General features: G+C 59.8%; 27 protein-coding genes and 1 other RNA gene. 12 read left to right on the top strand and 16 right to left on the bottom strand.

Going from position 1 to position 24,259, the window contains the following annotated elements; genetic code table 11:
* Positions 1 to 176 precede the first annotated feature (176 nt).
* Positions 177 to 1,070, bottom strand: a complete 894-nt coding sequence (locus DWA01_RS01895; protein ID WP_114284031.1) for a LysR family transcriptional regulator — start codon at positions 1,068 to 1,070, stop codon at positions 177 to 179.
* 123 nt (positions 1,071 to 1,193) lie between these two features.
* Here DWA01_RS01895 and DWA01_RS01890 point away from each other — a divergent pair, with 123 nt between their 5' ends.
* Positions 1,194 to 1,406, top strand: coding sequence for a DUF1127 domain-containing protein (locus DWA01_RS01890; protein WP_114283951.1), 213 nt, complete (start codon positions 1,194 to 1,196; stop codon positions 1,404 to 1,406).
* A 128-nt stretch (positions 1,407 to 1,534) separates the two neighbouring features.
* Complete coding sequence (locus tag DWA01_RS01885) at positions 1,535 to 2,272, top strand: Bax inhibitor-1/YccA family protein (RefSeq protein ID WP_114283950.1); 738 nt, start codon at positions 1,535 to 1,537, stop codon at positions 2,270 to 2,272.
* Between the two features lie 93 nt (positions 2,273 to 2,365).
* Here DWA01_RS01885 and DWA01_RS01880 read toward each other — a convergent pair whose 3' ends face one another.
* The 8 genes from DWA01_RS01880 to DWA01_RS01845 all read right to left on the bottom strand — a co-directional run bounded on the left by DWA01_RS01880 (position 2,366) and on the right by DWA01_RS01845 (position 7,716).
* A complete protein-coding gene (locus DWA01_RS01880) occupies positions 2,366 to 2,869 on the bottom strand; it encodes a GNAT family N-acetyltransferase (protein WP_114283949.1) in 504 nt (167 codons plus the stop codon).
* Positions 2,870 to 2,989: 120 nt separating this feature from the next.
* A complete protein-coding gene (rpmG, locus tag DWA01_RS01875; protein WP_008034579.1) occupies positions 2,990 to 3,157 on the bottom strand; it encodes a 50S ribosomal protein L33 in 168 nt (55 codons plus the stop codon).
* Between the two features lie 154 nt (positions 3,158 to 3,311).
* Positions 3,312 to 3,733: RNase P RNA component class A (gene rnpB / locus DWA01_RS01870), an RNA gene on the bottom strand.
* Positions 3,734 to 3,788: 55 nt separating this feature from the next.
* On the bottom strand, positions 3,789 to 4,442 hold the full coding sequence (locus tag DWA01_RS01865; protein WP_114284030.1) for an N-acetylmuramoyl-L-alanine amidase: 654 nt from the start codon (positions 4,440 to 4,442) through the stop codon (positions 3,789 to 3,791).
* Between the two features lie 81 nt (positions 4,443 to 4,523).
* On the bottom strand, positions 4,524 to 5,282 hold the full coding sequence (locus tag DWA01_RS01860) for a hypothetical protein (protein WP_114283948.1): 759 nt from the start codon (positions 5,280 to 5,282) through the stop codon (positions 4,524 to 4,526).
* A 31-nt stretch (positions 5,283 to 5,313) separates the two neighbouring features.
* On the bottom strand, positions 5,314 to 6,801 hold the full coding sequence (gatA, locus tag DWA01_RS01855) for an Asp-tRNA(Asn)/Glu-tRNA(Gln) amidotransferase subunit GatA (RefSeq protein ID WP_114283947.1): 1,488 nt from the start codon (positions 6,799 to 6,801) through the stop codon (positions 5,314 to 5,316).
* A 2-nt stretch (positions 6,802 to 6,803) separates the two neighbouring features.
* On the bottom strand, positions 6,804 to 7,091 hold the full coding sequence (gene gatC / locus DWA01_RS01850; RefSeq protein WP_114283946.1) for an Asp-tRNA(Asn)/Glu-tRNA(Gln) amidotransferase subunit GatC: 288 nt from the start codon (positions 7,089 to 7,091) through the stop codon (positions 6,804 to 6,806).
* A 175-nt stretch (positions 7,092 to 7,266) separates the two neighbouring features.
* Positions 7,267 to 7,716 carry a nucleoside deaminase gene (locus DWA01_RS01845; protein WP_114283945.1) on the bottom strand — a complete coding sequence of 150 codons (450 nt, stop codon included), beginning with the start codon at positions 7,714 to 7,716 and terminating at the stop codon, positions 7,267 to 7,269.
* 356 nt (positions 7,717 to 8,072) lie between these two features.
* Here DWA01_RS01845 and DWA01_RS01840 point away from each other — a divergent pair, with 356 nt between their 5' ends.
* The 5 genes from DWA01_RS01840 to dtd all read left to right on the top strand — a co-directional run bounded on the left by DWA01_RS01840 (position 8,073) and on the right by dtd (position 12,521).
* Positions 8,073 to 9,260, top strand: a complete 1,188-nt coding sequence (locus DWA01_RS01840; protein ID WP_114283944.1) for a pseudouridine synthase — start codon at positions 8,073 to 8,075, stop codon at positions 9,258 to 9,260.
* 68 nt (positions 9,261 to 9,328) lie between these two features.
* Positions 9,329 to 10,147 carry a TerC family protein gene (locus DWA01_RS01835; protein ID WP_114283943.1) on the top strand — a complete coding sequence of 273 codons (819 nt, stop codon included), beginning with the start codon at positions 9,329 to 9,331 and terminating at the stop codon, positions 10,145 to 10,147.
* Positions 10,148 to 10,231: 84 nt separating this feature from the next.
* Positions 10,232 to 10,600, top strand: coding sequence for a hypothetical protein (locus tag DWA01_RS01830; protein ID WP_114283942.1), 369 nt, complete (start codon positions 10,232 to 10,234; stop codon positions 10,598 to 10,600).
* Between the two features lie 299 nt (positions 10,601 to 10,899).
* Positions 10,900 to 11,847 (top strand): DUF2927 domain-containing protein, encoded by a 948-nt coding sequence (locus DWA01_RS01825; RefSeq protein ID WP_114283941.1) that lies wholly within the window; start codon positions 10,900 to 10,902, stop codon positions 11,845 to 11,847.
* 227 nt (positions 11,848 to 12,074) lie between these two features.
* Positions 12,075 to 12,521, top strand: coding sequence for a D-aminoacyl-tRNA deacylase (dtd, locus tag DWA01_RS01820; protein WP_114283940.1), 447 nt, complete (start codon positions 12,075 to 12,077; stop codon positions 12,519 to 12,521).
* Here the strand turns inward: dtd and DWA01_RS01815 are convergent.
* Both DWA01_RS01815 and DWA01_RS22880 read right to left on the bottom strand, forming a co-directional pair.
* Positions 12,518 to 12,940, bottom strand: coding sequence for a CAP domain-containing protein (locus DWA01_RS01815; RefSeq protein ID WP_160115941.1), 423 nt, complete (start codon positions 12,938 to 12,940; stop codon positions 12,518 to 12,520). The genes dtd and DWA01_RS01815 overlap by 4 nt on opposite strands.
* A 221-nt stretch (positions 12,941 to 13,161) precedes the next feature.
* Entirely contained in the window at positions 13,162 to 13,398 is a 237-nt protein-coding gene (locus DWA01_RS22880; RefSeq protein WP_136057645.1) for a hypothetical protein, read from the bottom strand.
* A gap of 543 nt (positions 13,399 to 13,941) precedes the next feature.
* Here DWA01_RS22880 and DWA01_RS01810 point away from each other — a divergent pair.
* Positions 13,942 to 14,292: a RidA family protein gene (locus DWA01_RS01810; RefSeq protein ID WP_114284029.1), complete on the top strand. Its 351-nt coding sequence runs from the start codon at positions 13,942 to 13,944 to the stop codon at positions 14,290 to 14,292.
* Positions 14,293 to 14,538: 246 nt separating this feature from the next.
* Here the strand turns inward: DWA01_RS01810 and DWA01_RS01805 are convergent, their stop codons facing one another.
* The 3 genes from DWA01_RS01805 to DWA01_RS01795 are packed head-to-tail and all read right to left on the bottom strand — an operon-like array spanning position 14,539 to position 17,620.
* On the bottom strand, positions 14,539 to 15,600 hold the full coding sequence (locus DWA01_RS01805; RefSeq protein ID WP_114283938.1) for an ABC transporter substrate-binding protein: 1,062 nt from the start codon (positions 15,598 to 15,600) through the stop codon (positions 14,539 to 14,541).
* Positions 15,570 to 16,952 carry a sensor histidine kinase gene (locus DWA01_RS01800; protein WP_114283937.1) on the bottom strand — a complete coding sequence of 461 codons (1,383 nt, stop codon included), beginning with the start codon at positions 16,950 to 16,952 and terminating at the stop codon, positions 15,570 to 15,572. Before DWA01_RS01800 ends, DWA01_RS01805 begins: the two co-directional genes overlap by 31 nt.
* On the bottom strand, positions 16,952 to 17,620 hold the full coding sequence (locus DWA01_RS01795) for a response regulator transcription factor (RefSeq protein ID WP_114283936.1): 669 nt from the start codon (positions 17,618 to 17,620) through the stop codon (positions 16,952 to 16,954). Before DWA01_RS01795 ends, DWA01_RS01800 begins: the two co-directional genes overlap by 1 nt.
* Before the next feature lie 106 nt (positions 17,621 to 17,726).
* Here DWA01_RS01795 and DWA01_RS01790 point away from each other — a divergent pair, with 106 nt between their 5' ends.
* From DWA01_RS01790 to DWA01_RS01775, 4 genes are all read left to right on the top strand, one after another.
* Positions 17,727 to 18,698: a Bug family tripartite tricarboxylate transporter substrate binding protein gene (locus DWA01_RS01790; RefSeq protein ID WP_114283935.1), complete on the top strand. Its 972-nt coding sequence runs from the start codon at positions 17,727 to 17,729 to the stop codon at positions 18,696 to 18,698.
* Positions 18,698 to 19,138 carry a tripartite tricarboxylate transporter TctB family protein gene (locus tag DWA01_RS01785; RefSeq protein WP_114283934.1) on the top strand — a complete coding sequence of 147 codons (441 nt, stop codon included), beginning with the start codon at positions 18,698 to 18,700 and terminating at the stop codon, positions 19,136 to 19,138. The genes DWA01_RS01790 and DWA01_RS01785 overlap by 1 nt, the downstream gene beginning before the upstream one ends.
* A gap of 11 nt (positions 19,139 to 19,149) precedes the next feature.
* Positions 19,150 to 20,655: a tripartite tricarboxylate transporter permease gene (locus DWA01_RS01780; protein WP_114283933.1), complete on the top strand. Its 1,506-nt coding sequence runs from the start codon at positions 19,150 to 19,152 to the stop codon at positions 20,653 to 20,655.
* Positions 20,656 to 20,774: 119 nt separating this feature from the next.
* On the top strand, positions 20,775 to 21,818 hold the full coding sequence (locus tag DWA01_RS01775; RefSeq protein ID WP_114283932.1) for an AbrB family transcriptional regulator: 1,044 nt from the start codon (positions 20,775 to 20,777) through the stop codon (positions 21,816 to 21,818).
* 50 nt (positions 21,819 to 21,868) lie between these two features.
* On the opposite strand, the gene DWA01_RS01770 is transcribed toward DWA01_RS01775, so the two are convergent.
* Positions 21,869 to 22,504, bottom strand: coding sequence for a dimethylsulfonioproprionate lyase family protein (locus tag DWA01_RS01770; RefSeq protein ID WP_114283931.1), 636 nt, complete (start codon positions 22,502 to 22,504; stop codon positions 21,869 to 21,871).
* 110 nt (positions 22,505 to 22,614) lie between these two features.
* Positions 22,615 to 24,132: a caspase family protein gene (locus tag DWA01_RS01765; RefSeq protein WP_114283930.1), complete on the bottom strand. Its 1,518-nt coding sequence runs from the start codon at positions 24,130 to 24,132 to the stop codon at positions 22,615 to 22,617.
* Positions 24,133 to 24,259: the final 127 nt, after the last annotated feature.

Genomic DNA, 24,259 nt, shown 5'->3' with positions numbered 1-24,259 from the left:
CTGGCCAAGCCGCCGCGCGCGCACCAGACCAGCAGCCTGCGCCGGGTATATTCGCTGTCAGAACAGCGCAGGATCATGCCGCATACCGGCCGGATTCAGCCGCCGAACCAGCCGGCTGAGGCGCTTGATCTGCTGCGCCCGCGCCGGTCCTGCGGCAAATTCGTGCCAAAACGCGCTCAGGAGGCGTGAAGTTCCGTTACATTTGCCGCCCGCGACCTGGAGGGAGAATAGGCCTGGCGCAGCAACGCAACCAGTTCTTTAACCACGGTGCCCTGATCCAGGTTCGCCACATACATATTGATCTTTTTGGACCCTAGTTCAGGCAGCGCCCCGCCGTGCTGGATTGATTCCGTATAGGGCGGTGTGGTGTCAGACAGCATGATATGCACCGCCAGATCGGCGCTGACCGAGGCTTCGATGGTCCGGCTCTGCTCGCTTTCGATCGCCATCTCCCACGCTACGCCGGCCCGGTCCAGCGCTTCCAGCGCCGCTTTGCGGAAGATACAGCGGTGTTCAAAGGCCAGTTGCAGCGGCCGTTGACGCCAGGCAGCACCGCCAGGTGCCCCGACCCATTCCAGCTGCACCTCCGCCAGGGTTTCACCGCCCTCGCCGCAGATGTCTTCTGTCGTCAGGATCACATCAACCTCACCGCGGGCGAACTGCGCCTTCAACCCGGTGGTAAAAGAGGACACCAGCTGCACCTTGACCCGGGGATAGTTGCAGTTGAATTGACGCAGAACATGGGGAATCGACGGGTAGACGATGTCATGCGGCACGCCCAAAGTGATAACGCCTTCATATTCCTGCGCCGTCAGCCGGGAATATATCTCATCATTCAGCTCCAGCATCCGGCGCGCATAGGACAGCAGCTGCTCGCCCGACGCGGTAAGGGAAATCGTGCGCATAGAGCGGTCCAGCAATTGCAGGTCCAGTGATTCTTCCAGCCGTTTCAGCTGCATCGACACTGCCGACTGGGTCAGATTCAGAAATCCTGCCGCCCGCGTAACGCCGCCGCTGTCCGCCACCGCCACAAAGGAACGCAGCGCGGTCATGTCTATATTTCTTGGCATATCAATCTCCGTGATGTAACGCAGCAATAACATTCATTTCCCTAATCAATCACTTTCAGGCAGAAGTATCAAGGAAATTGATCAGAACCGACGCATGGTTCACAAACCTGAAAGGATCAAGTCATGACTACCTTCACTCAGAGCTCCCTCCGTCAGCCCGCACGCCGTCCAGGTCTCGTTGCAGGACTGCTACATTTGTTCGCCGTGCGCCGCAGCCGGCACACTCTGGCCGCGCTTGATGACAACGCGTTGAAAGACATCGGCCTCAGCCGTTCCGACGTTGCACAGGAAGTAAACCGCCCGTTCTGGGACGCGCCACAAAGCTGGAAAAGCTGATTTGATACATTCCGCAGCGACTTAGCTCCGGTTTCACTTGAAAACGGGACCATCTGCACCGATATTCAGGGGTGAAGGTGGTCCCATTTCTGCGACCGCCCCAATTGTATACTCAACGGAGGCAGTCCATGGCTGACTATCAGACGATCCGCACCGGTGTTGGTGCCCGCTCGGCACAGATCGACGCGGGTCTTCGCGCCCATATGAATAAGGTTTACGGCACGATGTCCGTGGGCCTGCTGATGACAGCGCTTGTCGCCTGGGCCGTAGGCTCCAACGACGCGCTGTTCTCGATCTTTCGCGACCCGATGACACTGAGACCAAATATCCTGGGTTATGTCGCGATGTTCCTGCCTCTGGGTATGGTGTTCCTGTTTGGCTCGATGATCAATAAATTGTCCGCCGCCGGCGCGCAGCTGTTCTTCTATGCCTTTGCCTCCGCGATGGGCCTGTCCATTGCCTGGATCTTTGTCGCTTATACCGGCATGTCGATTGCCTCGACGTTTCTGGTGACTTCGATCTCTTTCGCCGGTCTGTCGCTCTATGGCTATACCACCAAGAAAGACATTTCGGCCTGGGGCTCTTTCCTGATCATGGGCGTGGTTGGCATTCTGATCGCTTCGATCGTCAATATGTTCATCGGCTCGTCGGCACTGCAATTTGGCATCCAGGTGCTGGGTGTGCTGATCTTTGCCGGTCTGACCGCCTATGACACCCAGAAGATCAAAACCGATTATATCGCTCATGCCCACGCTATGGATCAGGAATGGCTGACAAAATCCGCAATTATGGGCGCGCTGAGCCTGTATCTGGACTTCATCAACCTGTTCATGTTCCTGCTGAGCTTCCTCGGCAACCGCGAGTGATCTGAACCGAATTCGGCTGATACCGGATTTGACTGCTAAGAGGGCCAGCCATGCGCTGGCCCTTTTTTTTGCGCGATGGTCATTGGACCACGCTCAGGGCCGCCGCATCTCCACCGCTGCCATGAAGTTGCCGGGCTCAAGCCGGATGTCGACTGTTCCCACCGTGCGAAAGCCGAGCGCTTTGTAAAAGGGTTCCGCCGTCAGCGTGGAGAAGCAGCTGAACGCCCGCACACCGGCCATTGCGCCCTCTGCCAGAGCACGGCCCATCAACTGACGCCCGATGCCCTGACGCACCAGCCTGTGGTCGGTCACAACGTGTCGGATATGCGCCAGATCCACCGGCCCGACACCGCCGCCAGGCGCGTTCCAGGTCCAGCCGCCCGCCGCAACGAGAACGCCCTCGCGTTCCGCCACATAATAGGTGCCCGAGGTCAGAAGCGCCGGCTGACAACGGGTGATCAGCGGCAAAACACGCTTCAGAGTTTCCTCAGCATAGCGGGCCTTAAGCAGCACCGGACAGCTCTGCGTCAGCAGGGAGCTGACGGCTTCAAAGTCGTTGGCGCATGCGAGGCGGATATTTATGGGCAGGTCTTCCATGTCTTTGTCCTGACGGGCTGTGTCTCGGGTCTCGGAAACATCGCGCGGCGCTTTCAGGGCAAAGAAAAAGCCGCGCGACGGTGTCGTGCGGCTTTTGCATTTGTCTGGTACTGAAGTAGATTACTTGATCTTGCCTTCTTTGTACTCAACATGCTTGCGCACGACCGGGTCGTATTTTTTGACGACCATTTTTTCGGTCATCGTACGCGCGTTCTTTTTGGTCACGTAAAAGTGGCCCGTGTCTGCTGTCGAGTTCAGACGGATTTTGATCGTCGTCGGCTTCGCCATGTTGTTTCTCCTGCAACGGGGCAGTCGGGCCGCCCGTAGACTCATTGAAGCCCGTCTTTTATAGGCTGGGCGGTCCAAGTCAACGCCATTTTACCCGCCCGTCGGACAAATATGGCTGTTTCTTCAAATTAGTACGTTCCCGGAGGAAAGCTAGTCGCGCGGACGGCCTGTAAGCCGGATTTTGTCCGGGCAGCGAACTGCCCTGGGTAACCATTCATCTAGCCCGCCTGTTACCAGACGGGTCCAGCTGCCAACCCGGGTCTCTGGGTTGAAACATCCCTGTGGCGGTCTGCCGTTGCCGGCACACGAGCCCCACAGCGAGACCCCTATTTGGCATTGCTCCAGGTGGGGCTTGCCGTGCCGCCCCTGTTGCCAGCGGCGCGGTGGGCTCTTACCCCACCGTTTCACCCTTACCTGCGCGTGATGTCCCATGGGCGAACCCCGGAACCGGCAGGCGGTTTCATTTCTGTGGCGCTTTCCCTTGGGTTGCCCCAGCCGGGCGTTACCCGGCACCTTTGTCTCATGGAGTCCGGACTTTCCTCGGATGTTGCCACCCGCGATCACCCAGCCATCCGCGCAAATGAGCAGTTAGGCGTTTCACACCCTGCGGTCAAGCAGGCCCCGGCAGGAATCAGCCACAGACCGGTGCACGCCCCAGACCACGCGCCGGAAACCGGTGCGCAAGATCCGCGATTCGTGCCATATCCCGCAGATTAAGCGCGCCATGCTCCCAGGGGGAAAACCGCAAGCGAAAGGCGGAGAGAACCGCTGTCAGAGGATCGGTGCACATTTCAGATGGCGGAAAGACATAGCCAAACCTTGTGGCGAGCGCGTGAAACTTCACCGCATCCGCCGGCAGACCACCCCCAGCGCCAGGCCAGACCGACAGGTCCTGACGTGCCAGCCGCGCCCAGTCAAACCGCGCGCCGGGGTCCCCCTTGCGCAGCGGCGCCATATCCGAATGACCGATGACCCGCTCGCGCGGGATTGCATGGCGTTGCAACAGCGCTTGCAACAACTGCTCCAGCGCCGCCATCTGCGGCTCCGCAAATGGCTGCCTGCCGCTATTGGCAAGCTCAATGCCGATGGAATGGGAATTCACGTCGGTAACCTGCCCCCAGGCCCCTGCCCCGGCATGCCAGGCGCGTTTCTCATCGGCGACAAGCTGAAAAACCTGGCCCAGCTCAGAAATAAGGTAATGCGCCGAAACTTCATGCTCCGCAGCACAGAGCCGCTGCAACGCCTCTTCAGTCGTATCCATGGCAGTGTAATGCAAAACCACCATGTCAGGTGCAGAAACACCACGGCGGGTGCCAAAATTTTCAGATGGGCGCGCCAGGACCGTCAGCACGGGTCTGCCCCCGGATCAGTTCTGCGCTGCAAGGCGGAACGGGGCCGGATCCCAGGCACAGGCAAAACCGTCGCCATCCGGGTCCATACCTTTGCGATCCCGTTTGGGACCACCGGCAGCCAGGAACGCTTCCTGGGCCTGATCGGGTGAAGTGAACTTGCCACAGCTTTTCAGGAACCGGCTTTCGGCAAATATCAGGGATCGGGAATAAATCGGCTGCCCCACCTGGTTGGAGGTTTCCAGCGCGAATGCCACGATATTGGGGCCTGTGCCGCCCTGCCGCGTTGGCAGCGCCTTGGCTTCGATCACCTGATAGACTTGGCGTTGCTGCTCAATGCGCTCCGCATCACTCTCAATGGTTTCCCGCGCGGAGACCGCATCAAAATTCTGCTCATCGGACAGCTCTTCATTGCCTGACCTGGTGGCAACCGGGGTGGTTGCGGGGTCGCCCAGTAATGCATCAAGCTGAGCACTGTTGCCAATGCCCGCCGCCGCCAGTTCGCTGCTGCTGATCCCGTCAGCTGCCGGGCTTTCAGCAGCGTCAACCGCAACGTCCGGTGCCGCAGCGATGACGCTGGTGGTGCCACTGGTGGTGCGTTCTGTTGAAATCACCGGGGCCGCGGCAGAAGCACCGCCAGCCAGTTCGGCTTCGGTGCGGGCCGTGTAATTGGAGTAATTGTCAAAACCAACACCCGCGCCAGCGCCGCTGTCGGGGAGACCCATTTGACACGCCCCGAGCACCAGTACTGAAAACACCATATATCTTGCACACATCGCCGCACCTCTGCCAATTGTTACCGAATGATTACCACCATTTAGCAGGCTTGGAAACAAAGCCTGTCGCGGTTTCCAGCGTATGAGCGATATTCAGCAACTCGCCCTCTTCCCATGGTTTGCCAATCAGTTGCAGCCCAAGTGGCAGCCCCTGGGCATCCAATCCTGCAGGCACCGACACGCCAGGCAAGCCCGCGAGGTTCACCGTTACAGTGAACACATCGTTCAGATACATCTGGATCGGATCCGCGTCGGTCATCTCACCAATGCCAAACGCCGCTGACGGGGTCGCAGGTGTCAGAATCGCGTCAACGCCGGTCGCAAACACATCCTCAAAGTCCTTTTTGATCAGGGTGCGGACTTTGCGGGCGCGGTTGTAATAGGCGTCGTAAAAGCCCGCCGACAGCACATAGGTCCCGATCATCACCCGGCGCTGCACCTCATGGCCAAAGCCCTCAGCGCGGGATTTTTCATACATGTCATCGATGCCTTCGCCAGCATCAAGCGTGGCGCGGTGGCCGTAACGCACGCCGTCATAGCGCGCCAGGTTGGACGACGCTTCGGCCGGGGCAATCACATAATACGCCGGTAGCGCGTATTTTGTATGCGGCAGCGAGATGTCAACGATCTCAGCGCCAGCGTCGCGCAGCATGTCTGCACCCGCAGCCCAGAGTTTTTCGATCTCAGCGGGCGTGCCATCCATCCGGTACTCTTTCGGAATACCGATTTTCTTGCCACGGATATCGCCGGTCAGCATCGCTTCAAAATCTGGCACGGCCAGATCGGCGCTGGTGCTGTCTTTGGCATCATGGCCCGACATTGCGCTCAGCATAATAGCGCTGTCGCGCACGGTCTTGGTCATCGGGCCGGCCTGATCCAGCGAGGAGGCAAAAGCCACAACGCCCCAGCGCGACACACGGCCATAGGTTGGTTTGATGCCGACAATGCCGGTAAAGGCGGCAGGCTGGCGGATCGAACCACCGGTATCAGTGCCGGTCGCCGCCAGGCACAGGTCTGCAGCAACAGCCGAGGCCGAACCACCAGACGAACCGCCAGGCGTCAGATCGGCGTCCGAGCCGTCACGCCGCCAGGGATTGATCGCATTGCCATAACATGAGGTCTCGTTGGACGAGCCCATGGCGAATTCATCCATGTTCAGCTTGCCCAGCATCACTGCGCCGGAACCAAACAGGTTGCTGGTCACGGTTGATTCGTACTGGGGCTTAAAGCCTTCCAGAATTCGTGAGCCCGCCTGTGAGGCTACGCCTTTGGTGCAAAACAGGTCTTTGATACCAAGCGGGATGCCACACATCGCCGGCGCATCACCGGATTTGATCCGTGCATCTGCCGCCACGGCCATGTCATTGGCAACATCCGGCGTTTTGTGCACAAATGCGCCCAGCGCGTCGGCACCCTCGATTGCGGTCAGACAGGCGCTGGTCAGTTCGACCGCCGTTACCTCGCCTTTGCGCAGCGCGTCACGGGCACCGGCAATGGTCAGTTTATTGAGATCAGACATGATTATTCCACCACTTTCGGAACCGCAAAGAAGCCTTCACGCGCATCGGGCGCGTTGGCCAGAACTTTGTCCTGCTGGCTGCCGTCGTTCACAACGTCAACGCGACGTTTCAGACGCTGAGGCGTGACCGAGGTCATCGGCTCCACGCCTTCGACATCCACTTCACTCAGCTGCTCAACAAAGCCGAGAATGGCGTTGAACTCGCCGGCAAGCGCCGGCAGTTGATCTTCTTCAACCCGGATACGGGCGAGTTTCGCCACGCGGCGGGCGGTTTCCATGTCGATCGACATCGTGCGGCTCCGTTAATTGCTCAGGCAGGGGTTTAGCCTCCCTGTGCGCGCGCTTCAAGCGTGAGGATCGGCAATTGCGCATTCAACGCGGTCAGAAACCGCGCAATCTGCAACCCACACGCACAACAGCCAGTGAGGATGGCCCATTTTCACCGGATCCTGCGCTGACGAGCTGTCAGCGGCGATTGCGGAAGAATTCTTTTAGCAGGCTTTCGGAAGCCGCACCGCCGATGCCGTCATAGACTTCCGGCACATGGTGGCACTGAGAATGAGTAAACATGCGCGGCCCCTGGGCGATGCCGCCCGATTTCGGATCATCTGCGCCATAATACAGCCGCGCGATCCGGGTCTGCGATATCGCGGAGGCACACATCGGGCACGGCTCCAGCGTCACATAAAGATCATAGCCAGGCAGCCGTTCAGATCCAGCGAGCACACAGGCCTCGCGGATCGCCAGTATTTCTGCATGCGCGGTGGGGTCATTCAGTTCACGGGTTCGGTTGCCAGCCCGGGCCACGACTTTCCCCGCAGGCGAGACAACCACAGCGCCGACCGGAACTTCACCACGCGCGGCGGCGGCGCGCGCCTCAGAAAGCGCCAATTCCATATGTGAGGTAAAAACCATATCCCCCTCTTGCCCTGCACGCGCCTGTTTCTCAAGGTCGCATCCTGGGTCAAGACCCCATTTATACCGCATCTTCAGCGCGAGATCAGTTTTTACGGCGATTGCATACAAAATATGACCTCGTGGCGGGGCCAGAAGGGAGGATTTTGTGCTATCTCAGGCTGAAAACAGGCCGCGCCCTGCGTCTCCACCCTGAAAGCTTTTCCCGCGACTTCATGCAAACGTGACATTGAGCCCATATTTACCCTGGAGTTCACGACATCAAAGGCTATCAGAATGGGCTGATGGTGCAGGATTAATGGCTTTTGACCCCAATTAATGTTGGCCCTTTCAGCGCAACCGCGCTATGGGACGGCATGAGCTCAGATCAGAACAAAACCCCGCCCGGCGACCGGATCGCCAAAGTACTGGCCCGTGCCGGTGTTGCGTCGCGCCGTGAAGCTGAACGTATGATCGAAGCTGGCCGCGTTGCGGTGAATGGCGTGGTCATCGACAGCCCGGCCTTGAACGTGTCCACCAGTGACCGCATCACTGTTGATGAGGCCCCTATCGCTGAGGCCCAACCGGCGCGGCTCTGGCTCTATTATAAGCCAATCGGACTGGTGACCACGGAACGCGATGAAAAGGGCCGCGAAACGGTCTTTGAAGCGCTGCCCAAAGAGCTGCCCCGGGTAATGTCGGTCGGCCGGCTTGATATCAACTCCGAAGGCCTGCTGTTGTTGACCAATGACGGCGAACTCAAAAGAAAACTCGAACTGCCAACCACCGGCTGGCTGCGCAAATACCGCGTTCGGGTCAATGGTCGTCCCAATGATGATACGCTGGCGCCACTGCGCAAAGGCATCACTGTGGACGGAGAAAACTTTCAGCCGATGTCGGTGGCTATTGACCGCCAGCAGGGCGCCAATGCCTGGCTGACCGTCGGCATCCGCGAAGGCCGCAACCGCGAAGTCCGCCGCGCGATGGATGCTGTCGGGCTGAGCGTGAACCGCCTTCTGCGCATCAGCTACGGTCCGTTCCGGCTTGGCGATCTGAAACCGGGCGACGTTGAAGAAATCAAAGCGCGCGTGCTGCGCGACCAGCTTGGCTATAGTGATACAGACAGTGCCGCCGCTGCAGAAAAACCCCAGCCGCAGCGTACCCGCAAGCCAGGGGCTGGTCCGCGCCGCCGGGAACGCGATGATTTTGGCAATGTGAAATCTGCGCCGCGCCCGGAAGGCAAATCCTTTGGCAAACCAGGTGGCAAGCCTGCTGGCAGACCCGGCGCAACGGACAAACCCGCTGGCCGCTCCTTTGGCAAGCCAGGCGGCAAACCCGGCGATAAACCCGAAGGGCGTGGTGCAAGATCTGGCGGCAAGCCTGGCGGCGCACCAGCAGGCCGCTTTGGGAAACCTGGCGGCAGCCAGGACGGTGGCCGCAGTGACAGCCGCGGCCCGGACCGGGGCGGACCACGCGGCGGGCGGCCCGGCGGCAAGCCAGGAGGCGGCCAAGGCGGCCGGCCACAGGGCAAACCAGGCGGCAATCGCGGCCCACGGCAGCGCTGACCCCTTTTCGAAAATCAGATGATCGCCTATGACTTGAATGAACATTCATGTCATAGGGATCACTGGCAATGGCCGACCTGCTTACAATCGAAAATCTTGGTAACCTGTTGATGCTGTGCTTTTTGCAGGCAGTTCTAGGGTTCGACAACCTTCTTTATATCTCCATCGAAAGTCAGCGCGCTCCCGCAGAACATCAGAAGTCGGTGCGTTTCTGGGGCATCCTGCTGGCGGTGGCGCTGCGGGTGGTGCTGCTGTTTGTCATGATCCGGTTGATTGATGCGATGTCGGCGCCGTTTTACGTGTTCGACATCCCCGGTATCATTGAGGGCGGCGTCAACTTTGCCACCGTGGTGTTTGTCTTTGGCGGCGCCTTCATCATGTACACGGCGGTCAAAGAAATCGGCCATATGCTGTCAATTGACCACCTGGAAACTGACGTGGCACGCGGCGGCCGCAAATCCGCCGCCAAAGTGGTTATCAGTATCGTAATGATGAACCTGATTTTCAGCTTTGACTCGATCCTGTCCGCGCTGGCGATCACCGATGTGTTCCCCATCCTCGCAGCCGCAATCCTGATTTCTGGTGCCGCAATGCTGATCCTGGCCGACGGGGTGACCGCTTTTTTGCAAAAAAACCGCATGTATGAGGTGCTGGGCCTGTTCATTCTGCTGATCGTCGGCGTGGTCTTGCTGGGCGAGGCCGGACCTGCGGCGGCGCACGCAATGAATGACGACACGCTGAACATCCGACTGGCGGGCTATGAGCTGATCCCGATGTCGAAAACCACATTCTATTTCTCGGTACTGGTGCTGTTTGCAGTGGAAATCCTTCAATCCGGCTATTCCCGCAAACTCGACGCGGAACGCAAGTCGCAGCACCAACGTTAAGATTGTTAAAACTTGACCGAAGGTACAATATTCTGTGCGCCTTCGGTCGCATTCCCGCCTTAATACGTGCGTAATTTCAAACACATGAGTTACATCACCGACATAACCGACTTTCTCCTGCGCAAGGCCGATACCCGCCGGGCAGAACTCAGTTTCCGCCTGGCGCGGCAGGACCTTGCGCAAATGCGCGCCTTTGTCGATGCGCTTGGAGATCAGTCTCTGTCGATCCGGATCCGCAGCCACGAAGAATCCGCATTATACCTGCTTGACCGGCTCGGCCCCCACGGGCTTGCCGCTCCGATCGGGCGCAATCTGCGCCGCACACGGAAGTCCACCCAACGCCTGGCACAAGCCTATCGCGGCGGTCCTGATCTGGCGCTGCGCGCTGACTTCGAAGATCTTCTGGCCCATATGGAACAGCGTTACCACGCCCAGCTTCGCGTTATGTCCTGATCCCGGAAGGCGCGCCGTAACCCACCGCCATTTCCCAGGCTGATCCGTTTGTACTTCTCCCCTAGTATGCGAGAAACCCTTCGCCTATATCTTTAGCTGTAGCAGGTGTGAGAGGGTGAGAAATAGTGTCAGATACTGGCCTGAAAAAACTGACGTTTTCCTGGTATTCCCCGGTGATGCCGCAGATGACAACGTCGGAACGGCTGTCATGACTTTACGTCATTCCCGCGACCTCAGCCGTCTCAGTGCAAATCACAGCGCCAGCGGATTGCCCGCGGCCCGCCGGGTCGCCGCCTGAAATGGCGGTAAATACCAAATTACGCGCCGCGTTCACGCTGGTGGCCGGGCTTGGTCTGGCCGGGTGCGGCGCTATGCTGACCTCTCCCCTGCCCGCCACGCCTCCGGATGCAGCAAGCGCACCCCAGGCGCCAGCCGCATTGCCGCCGGAGAGCGCCAGGCTCGCCGCCTATTATCAGCGGGTCGAGGACGGGTTGCTGGTGCAGGGTCTGCTGCGCACCGATGGCGGCGGTCCGGACGTGCCTTATTCGTCGCGCCAACTGGCTGAAACATTTGAACAAATCGCCCTGTTCGAAGAATACACTACCTCCGGAAACCGCCTGGTGGCGCGACGCAACAAAAGCAACCTGCAGCGCTGGCGCGACCCGGTGGTTATGCGGGTCAGTTTTGGGGCCAGTATCCCTGCAGATCAGCAGCAACGCGACAGTGATGCGGTCAATGCCTATGCGCGCCGGCTGGCCCGCGCCACCGGCCACCCGGTGCGCAGTGCACGCAGTGGCGCGAACTTTAACGTCTTGATTCTAAACGAAGCCGAACGCCGCACGATCGGCCCGCTGATGCGCCGTCTGCTGCCCGGAATTTCGGACGCCGCCGTGGAATCTGCCGTGAATATGCCCCGCTCCACCTATTGCGCGGTCTATGCGATTGCCCCGGGTGGCAAAGGTGAATTCAGCGGCGCGGTGGCGATTATCCGCGGCGAACACCCTGACCTTCTGCGCCTGTCCTGCATCCACGAAGAACTGGCCCAGGGGCTTGGGCTTGGCAATGACAGCCCCTCCGCGCGCCCCTCGATCTTTAACGATGACGAAGAGTTTGGCCTGTTGACGACGATGGATGAACAGATGCTCTCGATCCTGTATGACCGGCGGCTGACGCCCGGCATGACCGCCGAAACCGCCCGTCCAATTATCCGGGATATCGCTGCGGAACTGACGGGTGGGTCAAGCTGACATACCTGTGGCGGGCCTTTGTCGCGCAGCCTAAGGCACGGATTTCATACCGGAAAAACTAATCTGCCCATTTCGCGTGGCCACTGGGCGGTTAGAATTTTTAATCCTGATTGCGCGACCCGTTGCTTATGAGCAGGGTCGTTTTAACACCGACCCGCGCCGCAGATGTTGCCTGTCCTGATGTTATCCGTCAGTAGTCTGGCATAGACACAGACAGGAGAGACATGATGCGCGCCTTGGTTCAACGGGTTAGCGAAGCCACCGTACGGGTGGACGGCGAGATCACCGGAAAATGTGACACCGGTCTGTTGGTGCTGATCTGCGCCATGAAGGGCGACAGCGAGGCGCAGGCCGACAAACTGGCCGCCAAAATATCCAAATTGCGGATTTTTACCGATGAGGCGGGCAAAATGAACCGCTCCCTGCTCGACATCCAGGGCGGCGCGCTTGTGGTCAGCCAGTTCACTCTGGCCGCCGATACACGACGCGGAAACCGGCCGGGATTTTCCACCGCCGCGGCACCGGAAGACGGCAACCGGCTCTATGAATACTTCGCTCAGGCGTTGAAGGATTTGTCGGTGCCGGTCGCAACCGGAATTTTTGGCGCCGACATGAAAGTCAGCCTGGTCAATGACGGGCCGGTGACGATCTGGATCGATACCGAGGTGAATTAACAAGGCCTGGCAAAGACTTGCACCCAGACCAGCCGTCCTTTTTGCAAGGCGACACCAACACCGGTATCGCTTACGCCGCGCCGCAGGATGTGGGTGCGGTGGCCTTTTGATCCCATCCACGACGCCATAACCTGGGCCACATCGCCCTGGCCCAGCGCAATGTTTTCGGCAATCAGACATGCCTTGTAACCTTGCCGTTTTGCCCGTGTCATCACCGTCGATCCATTGCGCCCCTCATGGGAAAAATAGCCCCGTTTGCCCATCTCACAAGCATGGGCCTGAGCCGCGGCAGTAAGCTCCGGATCCTGCTTCAGCGCTGGCAGCCCCCGGGTGGCGCGCTCCGTATTCACTGATTGGATGACCGCCGCAGACAGGGTGGAATAATCGCCAGGCGCGTCGCAGGTCTGCGCTGCGCTCACTGCCGGCAGACTTAAAATTATGACTAAGATCAACGCTGTAAAACGCATAGATACCCCCCTGCCAGACCATTGCGCCGTCAATTAACAGCCGGCGCAGCGCAAGTTTAACAACTTATTCCGGTAATTTTCCAGACATCACCGGCAGCCCGCGACGCATCGCTTGCCCCCGCTGATCCACAGTCCAGACACTTTGCTTTGCGCCCGAATTCCAGCCCGATTTCTCAAGCATCACTGGCTGGCTGAAACCCGCTAAGCTTTTGAACGGAAATGATTTCAGCCGGCTCCAGCACCAGGGTTTTTTCTGTGTCGGCAAATATTGCGACGACACCCATAGCAAGAACGAAGGCAAATCCAGCGGCGGTTTTGATCAGGGTACGGGCGGTTCTGCTCATGGCGATTGTCCAGTGTTCGGGGTTTGTAATTTTCTGCCTGAACATTCGCATCCCGCGCGATGCCATGCGATATCGCCGCCCTGTTATCGGATAACAACGCTGAATTTACCAAAGTTTCGCCCAGAAATATTTGCATAAACCTCTGAAAACAAACATTAATCATTGAACCTCAAAAACGGCCCGGCATGTGTGTGCCCAGGGCATGTTTCTTTGGCGCCGGGAGGGATTGTGCGCGTCGGCGTGTGATTCTGAATGGAACGATCCGAGATCGCGCAGGCCGGAGCATGTTGCCCGCTGGTCATTTTAGCACCGCGCAACCTGCGTACCCGGCGGCCAGTTCACGGGCTGCGGCTGCGGCTGCGGCTGCGGCTGCGGCTGCGGTGAGGTGAGGTGAGGTGAGGTGAGGTGAGGTGAGGTGAGGTGAAACTTAAACCGGCGCACGAACCGTCAAAACAACGTTCACAGCACAGAACTTATATACCAATTGCACGATACAGCGGCTTGGATGTACAAAACCGTGAACATTTGTTCCGTTCCATCACCTATGGTCCTGTCCCGACGCTCATGGCGCGCTGCTGCCGCCCTGAATTCAAACTAAAAGAGGCAAATATGTCAGACATCACCCGCATCAATCCAGGCGCCCGCATGAGCCAGGCCAGCATTCACAACGGTATGATTTATCTCTCGGGCCAGGTTGGCACAAGGGGCGCATCAACGGCGCAGCAAACCCGCGATATGCTGGACAAGGTGGATGCGATTCTGCAGGCGAACGGCTCGTCCAAATCACGCATTCTGCAGGCGGTGGTCTGGCTGTCCGATATTGCAGATTTTGCCGAGATGAACGCGGTCTATGACGCCTGGATCGATCCGGAAAATCCCCCGTGCCGTGCCTGTGGCGAAGCCCGGCTGGCGAGTGCTGAGCTGAAGGTGGAAATCATCGTGACCGCCGCTCTGGGCTGAACCCGCCTGCAGTTTCGCGGCCTGCGCGCCGGCAAAACATCCCGGACACACCCGGCCGGGACCCGGCACAGGCACAGGCACAGGCACAGGCACAGGCCGTACCTGGACACTGCACCTCAACGCTGCAATGGGGAAGCGCCGGCCAGGGACGCAAAACCCGGCACTGGCGCGGGTGTCGACCCTGGCCAGCAGCGCCGTCCAAAGACCCGCGCCCTTGCGGGGCCGCCTGGCAGGCGGCGCCGCGCCCTATTGCTGCTCAATCGCATTGGCCCAGTTGCGCAGAAAAATCTCTTTTTTCAACTGATCGAGAAACACCAGCAGCCCGGGCCCTAACCGGATCGGCCTTGAGGCGCTGTTGGTGGCGTAGAGATCCGATTTGACCGGGGTCAGGTTGGTGAGACGTTCGAGCCCGGCGCGGGTGTCCAACGTCGCCAGAAAGTCGATCATCAGACCCGCGCCGCGCGGATTTTGCGCCGTCACCGGGATCAGCACACTGCGCAGCATCACATTGAGAAAATCGTCATACTGCAGGATGCGGATACCGGGGCTGTCGGCCAGCCGCGAAGCGGCGTAGCTGCCGACCACATTATACGCCAGCGCCAGCCGGCCACTGGCCACATCGGTGATCATCTCGTCCGAGCCACCATAAAGCTGCGCGTTCAGCCGTCCCATCACCTCGGTCAGCCGCCAGTAGCTGTCGGTATTGCGCGAATCCTGGGTGGCAAACAGATACCCAGCCCCGGAAATACGCACATCATAAGTGCCAATCCGGCCAGAAAACCGCTCCGGGTTGTCGCGCAGCAGGGTGATGACATCTTCGCGGGTGCGCGGCAGTTCCATGCCCTCAAACGCCGCCTCCGAGATCACCAGCACTGCCGGCTCCTGGGTGAAGGCAAACACCTGGCCGCGCCAGCTGGCCCATTTGGGCAGCGCGTCGGTGGCATCAGAGCGATAGCTCTGGGCAAAGCCGTCATTGGCCAGTTTGGTCTGCAGATCCATCGCCGAGGAAATCGCCAGGTCAAAACTGGCCCCCTCCTCGTACAGCGCCGTCATCAGCTCCGTGGAACTGACGATGGTGTAATCCACAGTGATACCCGGATAGCTGCGCTGAAACTCAACGATGATTGGTTCAAACACATTCACATCGGCTGTGGATATGATGCGCAGGATTGAGCTGTCACCAGGCCAGGTGTAATTGCGGTGATCCTCGATGACATAAGCCCGGGTCTGAGACAGGCCGAGGCCTATGCTGAAGACAAGGCTGAGCGCAAATGTTGTCAGGGCTGCGGAAAAATAAGCGAAACGCATGCGCCGGGTCCCTTTGGGTTGGAGGAGATTTCAAGCCGGCCATTATGTGCACGCGCGACCTCGTCCGCGATGGTCAGCCCGAGGCCGGAGCCGACGATATCGGCCACATTGCTGCCGCGCGAGAACCGCTGGGTCAGCGAGGCCACATCGCTGCTGCCAAAACCGCGGCCCTGGTCGTTAAAGGAGATCCGGTAGCCCTGATCATCACTGTCCACACCGATGTGCACGGTGCTGTCAGCCGGGGAATATTTCAGCGCATTGTCCAGCACATTGCGCAGGGCGTTCTGCATCAGGATCGCGTCCCCTCTGAACGGGCATGGGGTGTCGGGAAACTGCTGGATCAGCAGAATGTCTTTCAGTTCTGCGGTCGGCAGCAGGTGGTCGCAGACCGATTTGGTCACCACAGCCAGGTCAAATTCGTCATCGGCCAGCGCGTCGGTTCGAAACGTCACCATCGCGTGGTCCAGCAGCTGCCCCGCCGAGCGCGAGCTTTCGTCCACCGCCCGGATCATTTCCCGCAGGCTGGTTTTGTTTTCAGGGCGCTCCACCCGGCGCAGCGCAATCTCGGCCTGGGCCCGCACCACCGCAAGTGGGGTGCGCACCCGGTGGGCGGCCTCGGCGATAAAATCCTCGGACTGGGCCAGGGAAGCGCGCAGCCGGCCCATAAAATTGTTCAGCGCGTCCACCAGCGGTGTCAGCTCGTCCGGCAGTTCCGCCTGCACAGGACGCAGATCATGGGCCCCGCGCCGCTGCAGCGATTGTTTCAGCCGTTCCAGTGGCGACAACGCCGATTGCGCCGCAAGCAGGGAGAGTGCGGTGGCCACGAGGAAAAACAACACACCAAAAATAGCGGCAAAAAACGAGATGCGCGACGAGATCAGCGCCAGGCCCAGCCGGGTCTGCGCCACCACCACTGTCACATCAACATTGCTGCCGCCGGAGCTGACCGTGCGCGACACCGCCACAGAGCGCACGGTTTCACCGCGGTACAAGAACGTGTCAAACCGGCTTTGCGCGGCGCGCGGCGCCACATCCGGCAGCGGCAGATCGTCATATCCGGTCAGGGTGCGCCCGCCCTCGCTGACCCGATAAAACACCCGGTCCTGCGAAATCGTGCCAAGCATGGAGAGCGCCGAATAGGGTATTTCCACGGTCACCGCGCCGCGCTCAGAGTAGAGCGCGTCCGAAATCGACGTAGCCGAGGCCAGCAGAATATTGTCCTGGGTGGCGGTGGCGGCCTGGTCCGCAATGACACGCACGATCAGAAAAAACACCAGCGACAGCGCCGCCGCGATCACCAGCAACTGCACCGTCAGCCGCCGCCGGATCGACGATTTAGCCGGCCAGAACATCACGAAACCGCCACCAGCCGGTAGCCCAGACCGCGCACGGTTTCGATCTTTGCTGCCGAGCCTTCAAGCTTTTTGCGCAGCCGGCCGATATAGACTTCAATGGCGTTTTCGCTGGCCTCTTCATCAAAGGAAAACAGCCGGTCCATCAGGTGGGATTTGGTGAAAATCTGCCCTGGCGAGCCATAGAATATTTCCAGCAGCCGCAGTTCACGATTGCGTAAATTTCTTTCGGTGCTGTCAAAAGAAAGTGTCGCCGCCATCGAATCAAGCACGGTATTTGCAAAGCTTCGGCGGTTATCCGCCACGCCGCCCTGGCGGCGCAAAACCGCCCGGCAGCGGGCTTCGAGCTCGGAAAATTCAAAAGGTTTGGTGATGTAATCATCGGCGCCAAGATCCAGTAAACCGACCCGGTCCGAGACCTGAGAGCGTGCTGTCAGCACGATCACCGGCGTTTTGTTTGCCGCCCGTCTGTGCGCCGCCAGAAAGTCGCGCCCGTCGCCATCAGGCAACATAATATCCAACAATATCAAGTCATAACTGGCCGCAGCTATACAGGCATGTGCCGCAGAAATTGTATCAGCATGATCAACCGCATGACCGTCAAGCGTCAGGCGGTCGACCACCGCGCTGGCCAGCTGAATATTGTCCTCAACCAGTAGAAATCTCACCCTGCGTCCCCCAAAAATGCAGCACGTGACAGGTTCATGTCAGGTTCGCGTCCGCATTCTTAAACATGTGCGGGAGAAGTCCCGGATGTCAAATGGGAGGAATAAAATGAAAACTCGTATTCTGAAGGCGCTCGCGGTGAGCGCTGTTATCGGCATGAGCGCCACCAGTGTTTCGGCACAGGCTGCTGAATGTATTGCACCGGCGAACCCCGGTGGCGGCTGGGATTTCACCTGCCGTCAGATCGGCAAGATCATGTTTGATATTGGTGCGGTCGACAAGCCAATCCAGGTCACCAATATGTCCGGTGCCGGCGGCGGTCTGGCTTACAACTATGTGGTCACCGAGCGTGGCGACGACGACAATCTGATCATCGCGGCCTCTTCGGCCACCTCAACGCGTCTGGCGCAAAACGCTTATGCGGGCATGACTGCGGATCAGGTCCGTTTTGTCGGTGCCATTGGTGCCGATCCGGGCGTGATCGTTGTGGGCAAGGACAGCCCGTTCCAGTCGCTGAATGATCTGATCGATTCGATCCTTGCGGATCCGGGTTCGGTCGCTTTTGCCGGCGGTTCTGCCACCGGTGGTTTTGACCATCTGAAACCGCTGATGCTCTTGCAGCGTGCCGGTTTTACCGACATCAGCAAAATCAAATACATCAGCCTTGACGGTGGCGCAGATGCGATCACTCAGACCATCGGCGGTTTCACCCAGGCGATGACTGGTGACATGTCCGAAGTGGTTGGCTTCCTGAAATCCGGCGACGTACGCGTGCTGGCGGTTCTGACCGATGAGCGCGTGCCTGGTTTTGACAGCATCCCGACTGCCAAAGAACAGGGTTATGACGTGGTTGCGGTGAACTGGCGTGGTCTCTACGTGCCAAAAGACGTCTCTGATGACACGTTCAACATGTGGGCTGGCCGTCTGCAGCAAGTGGCTGATTCCCCCGAGTGGGCAGAAGCCATGGCGGCAAATGGTCTGGCACCGTTCACCAAGGTTGGCGGCGACTTCCAGGGTTACATTGACGGCGTGGTCGAAGAAGTCCGCGAGTTGAGCAAAGAACTGGGAGTGATCCAGTAATGGCCAGTGACCGGATTTTTGGTCTGGTCATGGCGCTTTTGGCGCTCGCGTATATCGCGAGCGCCGTTCAGATCCAGACCAGTTTCCTGAGCGACCCTGTGGGTCCGAAAGCCTTCCCCATCCTGATTGGAGTGGTGGCGGCGATTAGTTCAATTTTCATGGTGCTGCGTCCGGATGAGGATCCGGAATGGCCCGCAATGAAGACACTTGGTGCGTTGGCCGTCTCAGTACTGGTGCTGGTGGCTTATGCTTATGCGCTTAAACCGCTTGGCTTCCTGCTGCCCACGGCCCTCGCCGCCGGAGTCCTTAGCTATCAGATATCGCCGCGTCCCAAAGCGGCTGTGCTCTCAGGTGCCGGGCTGTCCGCCGGCCTGTTTGTGATCTTTAAATATGCGCTTGGGCTTGGGCTTGTTGCTCTGCCTGCAGCCCTGGCCGGATAGGAGACCAGGATATGGAAATTCTTGATAACCTGGCGCTTGGTTTTTCAATCGCCGCTTCGCCCTATACGCTGATGCTGGCCGTGATCGGTTGTTTTCTCGGCACCATCATTGGCGCCCTGCCCGGTCTGGGCCCGTCAAATGGCGTGGCCATTCTGATCCCGATCACCTTCACGCTCGGACTGGACGCCACCTCGGCGCTGGTTCTGATGACCTCAGTCTATTACGGCGCGATGTATGGCGGCCGTATCAGTTCGATCCTGCTGAACATTCCCGGCGATGAACCTGCGCTGATGACGACGCTGGATGGCTATCCGATGGCCAAAGCCGGCCGTGCCGGAGATGCGCTGGTGCTGTCGGGCGTGGCGTCCTTTGTGGGTGCATTTCTGGCCACCATCGGCCTGATGCTGCTGGCTCCGATGCTGGCGCGTGTGGCTTATGTCTTTGGCCCGGCCGAATATTTCGCGCTCTATCTGCTGGCGTTCTGTACGCTCGGCGGCATGGCAAGCAACAACCAGGCCAAAGCGGCGCTGGCCTCCTGTCTGGGCCTAGGCATCGCGATGATCGGTGTCGACAATACGTCCGGTTTACCCCGTCTGACCGGCGGCAACCTGCATCTCTATGACGGCATCGACTTCCTTGTTGCCATTGTCGGTCTGTTTGCGGTCGCGGAAGTGTTCTTCTTTATCGAAAGCCACGGCAAAGGCTCCGCTGTGGGGGTGAAACTGGAAAAAGTAACCGTGCCCTGGAAGGATATCTGGGACACAAGATGGACCATGCTGCGCAGTTCGGGCGTTGGATTTATCGCCGGCATTCTGCCCGGTGCGGGCGCCTCGCTTGGCAGTTTCATGGCCTATATGACCGAAAAATCCATTGCCGGTGAAAAAGGCGGATTTGGCACTGGTGTGCCCAAGGGCATCGCCGCGCCTGAAGCAGGGAACAATGCCTCTGCCGGTGGTGCGCTGATTCCGATGCTGACGCTGGGTGTGCCAGGTTCCGGTACCACCGCGGTTCTGCTGGCGCTCTTGATGACGCTGAATATCACTCCAGGCCCGACCCTGTTCACAGAGCGACCGGAAGTGGTCTGGGGCCTGATTGCCTCGCTGCTGATCGCCAATTTCGTGCTGCTGGCGATGAACGTGCCGATGGTGAAGGTCTTTGTACGTGTGTTGCAGGTGCCACCGGCGATCCTGCTGCCGGGCGTGACAATGATTTCCTTTGTCGGCATCTATTCCCTGTCGGGCAGTTACTTTGACCTGCTGCTGATGATCGGTTTTGGCGTGCTGGGCTATGTGCTGCGTAAGCTGGACATCCCGACCGTGCCGGTGATCCTCGGCATTCTGCTGGGTGGCAACATGGAAGACGCCCTGCGCCGCGCCATGGTGCTTTCGGATGGCGAGGCGAGCTATCTGTTCTCTTCCCCGATTGCAATCGGGCTCTGGGTGGCGGCGATTACAGGTTTTGTCGCACCGATGTTCATGCGCAAACTGCTGAAAAAACCTCAGCGGGTCACCGACTGATGTGGCGCCGGGTGCTGAGATGAACGGCACTGGTGTAAAAATATGGGCGGGGGCACCGGACGGGTGCCCCCGCCCTTTTTGTTGGATATAAGACCAGTAACAAACCGCCAGGACATAGTATGAGCACGCAAAACAGTTTTCTGACCGTCGCAAACACCCTGGCCACCGGCGCTGTCGGCGCCGCGATCGCCGTCTGGCTGTCGGTGCCCGCTCCCTATCTGACCGGGCCGGCGATGCTGGTCACCCTGGCCGGGCTGCTGGGGCTGAAAACTCATATCCCGATCAAACTGCGCAACACTGTTTTTCTGGTGATCGGGCTGGCGCTTGGCTCGAGCGTGACACCGGAGACATTGCAATCTGCCGCCGCCTGGCCGGTCAGCCTGATTGGCATGAGCCTCGGGCTTGCGGTGCTGATGCTGAGCAGCAGCTGGATCCTGACCAACCTGTTCCGGCTGGATCCCACCACCGCGCTGCTGGCCTCCAGCCCGGGGCATCTGAGTTTCGTGCTGAGCCTTGGGTCCGACACCGGCGCGAATGTGCCACTGATTTCGGTGATTCAGTCGGTGCGGGTGCTGGTGCTGACGCTGATGGTGCCCTTTGTTATCGCCGTGACGACCGATGTGGACATGGCAATGCGCGCGCCAGTCGGCGACGTGATTTCGCTGCTGCATCTGGCGGTGCTGGCGGTGCTGGCACTGGTGCTGGGTCTGGTGCTGGGGCGCATAAGGGTGCCCGCCGCCCTGCTGATCGGGGCGATGATTGTCTCCTCCATCGGCCATGGTATGGGCTGGACACCCGGTCTGTCACCTCAGCCGCTTTCGGTGGCCGCCTTTGCCATCATGGGCACGCTGATCGGCACCCGGTTTTCCGGCGTCAGTGGCGCCGAGCTGCGCCATGCGGCGCTTGGCGGTCTGGCGACCACAATGCTGGGGCTGGTGCTGTCGGGCATTTTTGCTGCGGCCGTGTCCTGGCTCACCGGTATCCGGCTGATTGATGTGGTTATTGCGTTTGCGCCCGGCGGGCTGGAGACGATGATTGCCATGGCGGCGCTGATGGATGCGGATCCGACCTTTGTTGCCATCCACCACATCACCCGGCTGTTTTTCCTCTCCGTCTTTGTGCCGCTGGTGCTGTTTATGCAGAAAAGAGGCGCCAAAGGCTGAGTGCACTGAACCTGCTGGCGAGCGCAGAACAGGCCCGCATCCGCGTCCGGTTATGTCTCCGACCACAGGCACCAGATGGCCAGCAACGGCGCATCTGTGGCCTGCATCGCGTGCCAAATATCTGGGGCATTATAAACCAGATCGCCGGAGCGCCTGGTCACGAATGCTCCGTCATTCTGCATCCATTTGCCGGGAGTCAGCACGACATATAGTTCTTCGGGAGGGTGGCGGTGGCGAGGGTAAGGCATGCCCGGCGCCAGCAGGCTTATGCCGATGGTCACCGCGTCATGATGTTCAAGCCCGCCTTTGCCGACTAGGATTGCATTGGCGTGGCTGTCATAGAACGCGCCGTCCTGCGGTGTTATTCCGCGCCGGCGGGTCCAGCTGAGATCCGGCTCAATTTCGGCCAGCGCCTCTGACAGTGCAGCGACCACTGCAGGACCCGCGCGTGCCGCATCCATGGCGCTGTTGAAATAGCTACAGGCCGGCAGCCGGGCTGCAGGGGGCCGGGCACCATTGTCCGGTGTGCTGCGCGTTGCGGCGGGTTCCGGCGCGGTGCGGGCGTTTTCCAGAGCGGAGAACACCCGGTCCGCCATTGGCATCATGTCGGGGTGGTCAGTGGCACGGGCGCGGATCGCAACCCTGGTCGCATCGATAAAGTTCTGCAGCTTGGTGTTGCGGTCCAATGTCTTCCCCCTGACGACTGATAATTCAATCTGTCAGAACCCAATCACGGAACGCCAAGCTGATCAACACCTCTGCCGTCCGCTCTGGCAGCACAGATATCACGGCCGCTTCAGCCGGTGAGCCCGTAGGCCAGCCGGATGCCGCGTTGGGTGCCGGGGCCGAAATCACCGTCGATGGTGCCGTCATAGAATTCATTGTCGCGCAGCCGGCGTTGCAGCGCCTGGCGCGTTTCCAGTTTGAACATCGTCGGGCGGTCGCTGAGCAGGTTCAGCACATCGGTGCTGCCGCTGCGCAGGGCCTGGTACAGATAACCTGCGGCGTCTTCCAGTGATTTGGACGGGATCAGCCCGTCGTCAATCAGCGCCGCAAAGTTGAACATCGCCTGGGGGTGGCGCAGATCGGCGGCGCGTTCAAACAGCGCGAGCGCTTTGGCCGGGTCCTGCGGCAGGCCCAGAAGGCCCTGGTAATTCATGAAACCAAGATCATTGATCGCATCGGCAAAATCCTGGTCCGCCGCCGCCCGGTACAGCGCCAGAGCCCGCGCCGGATCCTGGGCGGTGCCGATGCCGCGTTCATAAAGCTTGGCCAGTTCAAACTGCGCTTCGGGCGAGCCGGCGGCGGCGGCACGGCTGAGATAATCCAGCGCCTCAGAGGGATCAAATCGGCTGCCTTCCGGGTTCAGGCGCATATAGGCCAGCCCCAGCATCGAGCGGGTGTCGCCGCCCTGCGCCAGCGCTGCCATCTGCACTTCCTGATCCGGGCGGATTTTGGTCCAGGCCACGGAGGGGTCGGCAATATCCACCGCCTCACTGCCCTCGGCCGGGCCGGCAAGGTAGAACGGGATACTGGTGAGCGAGCCGTAGGTATAGGGCTCCTGCAGGTTATAGGTGCTGGCCAGCACCTGGTCGCGCACCTGGCGGAACATCAGGCTGATTTCCAGACCGGGCCGGGCCAGGGTTTGTGCCAGCGCCATCGCAAAGGGGCTGTTGTCCCCCTCGCCGTCCAGCGCCACCTGGCCGTCGCGCGCCGCAAAGGCCACCATCGTACCCCGGTCGGGGCTTGGCACTGCCAGCCCGCCGGCACTGCTGCGCAGGTCGGATCCGTTATTGTTGTCCGCGCCCTGAGCCGCGCCCTGCCCCGGTTCGGACCGCGCCAGCGCGTCGCCAAACGGGTTGTTGCGGCAGGAATCCAGGATCACGATGCGCATTTTGCGCGCCCGGTCCACCGCCGTCAGTAACTGGCTCAGCGACACCGACTGGCGTTGAATATCGCGGTTGGAGCGCACGTCGGCATCCACTGGCACCAAAAAGTTTTCGCCTTCAACTTCGACCCCGTGGCCGGCGAAATAGATCAGCGCCAGGTCGGCGGTTTCGGAACGGAAGGAAAAATCGTCGATCGTGTCCATCAGCTCCGCCATTGGCGCGTCCATCAGGGTGGTGACTTTAAAGCCGATGCCGTCCAACGTCTCTGAGATCAGCCGCGCATCATTGACGGTGTTTTTCAGATCCGGGATGTTGTCATATTGCGACATGCCGATCACCAGGCCGATACGGTCACCTGCCGCCTCGCTGGTCAGCGGTGAAACCAGCAAAAAGACGGTGGTGGCGAAAGTGCGGAACAGGGTCATACCGGGCCTTTGCTTCAATCAGGTCAACAGCGAAAAACGGCGGCTGTGGGCGCCAGGTCTATACAGTTGTGCCGCCAGAATAAGGCGGTATTTTCCAGCCAGAGCGCCGCAACGTCGCCGTGCCGCG

The sequence above is a fragment of the Candidatus Halocynthiibacter alkanivorans genome, from assembly GCF_003333265.1.
Classification (GTDB): Bacteria; Pseudomonadota; Alphaproteobacteria; order Rhodobacterales; family Rhodobacteraceae; genus Halocyntiibacter_A; species Halocyntiibacter_A alkanivorans.
The sequence above is the reverse complement of the archived record's forward strand: the minus strand, read 5'-3'. Positions and strand labels throughout refer to the sequence as shown.

Bases quoted from the DNA above. Each gene is read 5' to 3' on its own strand.
- DWA01_RS01895 (WP_114284031.1), bottom strand. From the start codon at position 1,070: ATGCCAAGAAATATAGACATGACCGCGCTGCGTTCCTTTGTGGCGGTG.
- DWA01_RS01890 (WP_114283951.1), top strand. From the start codon at position 1,194: ATGACTACCTTCACTCAGAGCTCCCTCCGTCAGCCCGCACGCCGTCCA.
- DWA01_RS01885 (WP_114283950.1), top strand. From the start codon at position 1,535: ATGGCTGACTATCAGACGATCCGCACCGGTGTTGGTGCCCGCTCGGCA.
- DWA01_RS01880 (WP_114283949.1), bottom strand. From the start codon at position 2,869: ATGGAAGACCTGCCCATAAATATCCGCCTCGCATGCGCCAACGACTTT.
- rpmG (WP_008034579.1), bottom strand. From the start codon at position 3,157: ATGGCGAAGCCGACGACGATCAAAATCCGTCTGAACTCGACAGCAGAC.
- DWA01_RS01865 (WP_114284030.1), bottom strand. From the start codon at position 4,442: ATGGTGGTTTTGCATTACACTGCCATGGATACGACTGAAGAGGCGTTG.
- DWA01_RS01860 (WP_114283948.1), bottom strand. From the start codon at position 5,282: ATGTGTGCAAGATATATGGTGTTTTCAGTACTGGTGCTCGGGGCGTGT.
- gatA (WP_114283947.1), bottom strand. From the start codon at position 6,801: ATGTCTGATCTCAATAAACTGACCATTGCCGGTGCCCGTGACGCGCTG.
- gatC (WP_114283946.1), bottom strand. From the start codon at position 7,091: ATGTCGATCGACATGGAAACCGCCCGCCGCGTGGCGAAACTCGCCCGT.
- DWA01_RS01845 (WP_114283945.1), bottom strand. From the start codon at position 7,716: ATGGTTTTTACCTCACATATGGAATTGGCGCTTTCTGAGGCGCGCGCC.
- DWA01_RS01840 (WP_114283944.1), top strand. From the start codon at position 8,073: ATGAGCTCAGATCAGAACAAAACCCCGCCCGGCGACCGGATCGCCAAA.
- DWA01_RS01835 (WP_114283943.1), top strand. From the start codon at position 9,329: ATGGCCGACCTGCTTACAATCGAAAATCTTGGTAACCTGTTGATGCTG.
- DWA01_RS01830 (WP_114283942.1), top strand. From the start codon at position 10,232: ATGAGTTACATCACCGACATAACCGACTTTCTCCTGCGCAAGGCCGAT.
- DWA01_RS01825 (WP_114283941.1), top strand. From the start codon at position 10,900: ATGGCGGTAAATACCAAATTACGCGCCGCGTTCACGCTGGTGGCCGGG.
- dtd (WP_114283940.1), top strand. From the start codon at position 12,075: ATGCGCGCCTTGGTTCAACGGGTTAGCGAAGCCACCGTACGGGTGGAC.
- DWA01_RS22880 (WP_136057645.1), bottom strand. From the start codon at position 13,398: ATGGCATCGCGCGGGATGCGAATGTTCAGGCAGAAAATTACAAACCCC.
- DWA01_RS01810 (WP_114284029.1), top strand. From the start codon at position 13,942: ATGTCAGACATCACCCGCATCAATCCAGGCGCCCGCATGAGCCAGGCC.
- DWA01_RS01805 (WP_114283938.1), bottom strand. From the start codon at position 15,600: ATGCGTTTCGCTTATTTTTCCGCAGCCCTGACAACATTTGCGCTCAGC.
- DWA01_RS01800 (WP_114283937.1), bottom strand. From the start codon at position 16,952: ATGTTCTGGCCGGCTAAATCGTCGATCCGGCGGCGGCTGACGGTGCAG.
- DWA01_RS01790 (WP_114283935.1), top strand. From the start codon at position 17,727: ATGAAAACTCGTATTCTGAAGGCGCTCGCGGTGAGCGCTGTTATCGGC.
- DWA01_RS01785 (WP_114283934.1), top strand. From the start codon at position 18,698: ATGGCCAGTGACCGGATTTTTGGTCTGGTCATGGCGCTTTTGGCGCTC.
- DWA01_RS01780 (WP_114283933.1), top strand. From the start codon at position 19,150: ATGGAAATTCTTGATAACCTGGCGCTTGGTTTTTCAATCGCCGCTTCG.
- DWA01_RS01775 (WP_114283932.1), top strand. From the start codon at position 20,775: ATGAGCACGCAAAACAGTTTTCTGACCGTCGCAAACACCCTGGCCACC.
- DWA01_RS01765 (WP_114283930.1), bottom strand. From the start codon at position 24,132: ATGACCCTGTTCCGCACTTTCGCCACCACCGTCTTTTTGCTGGTTTCA.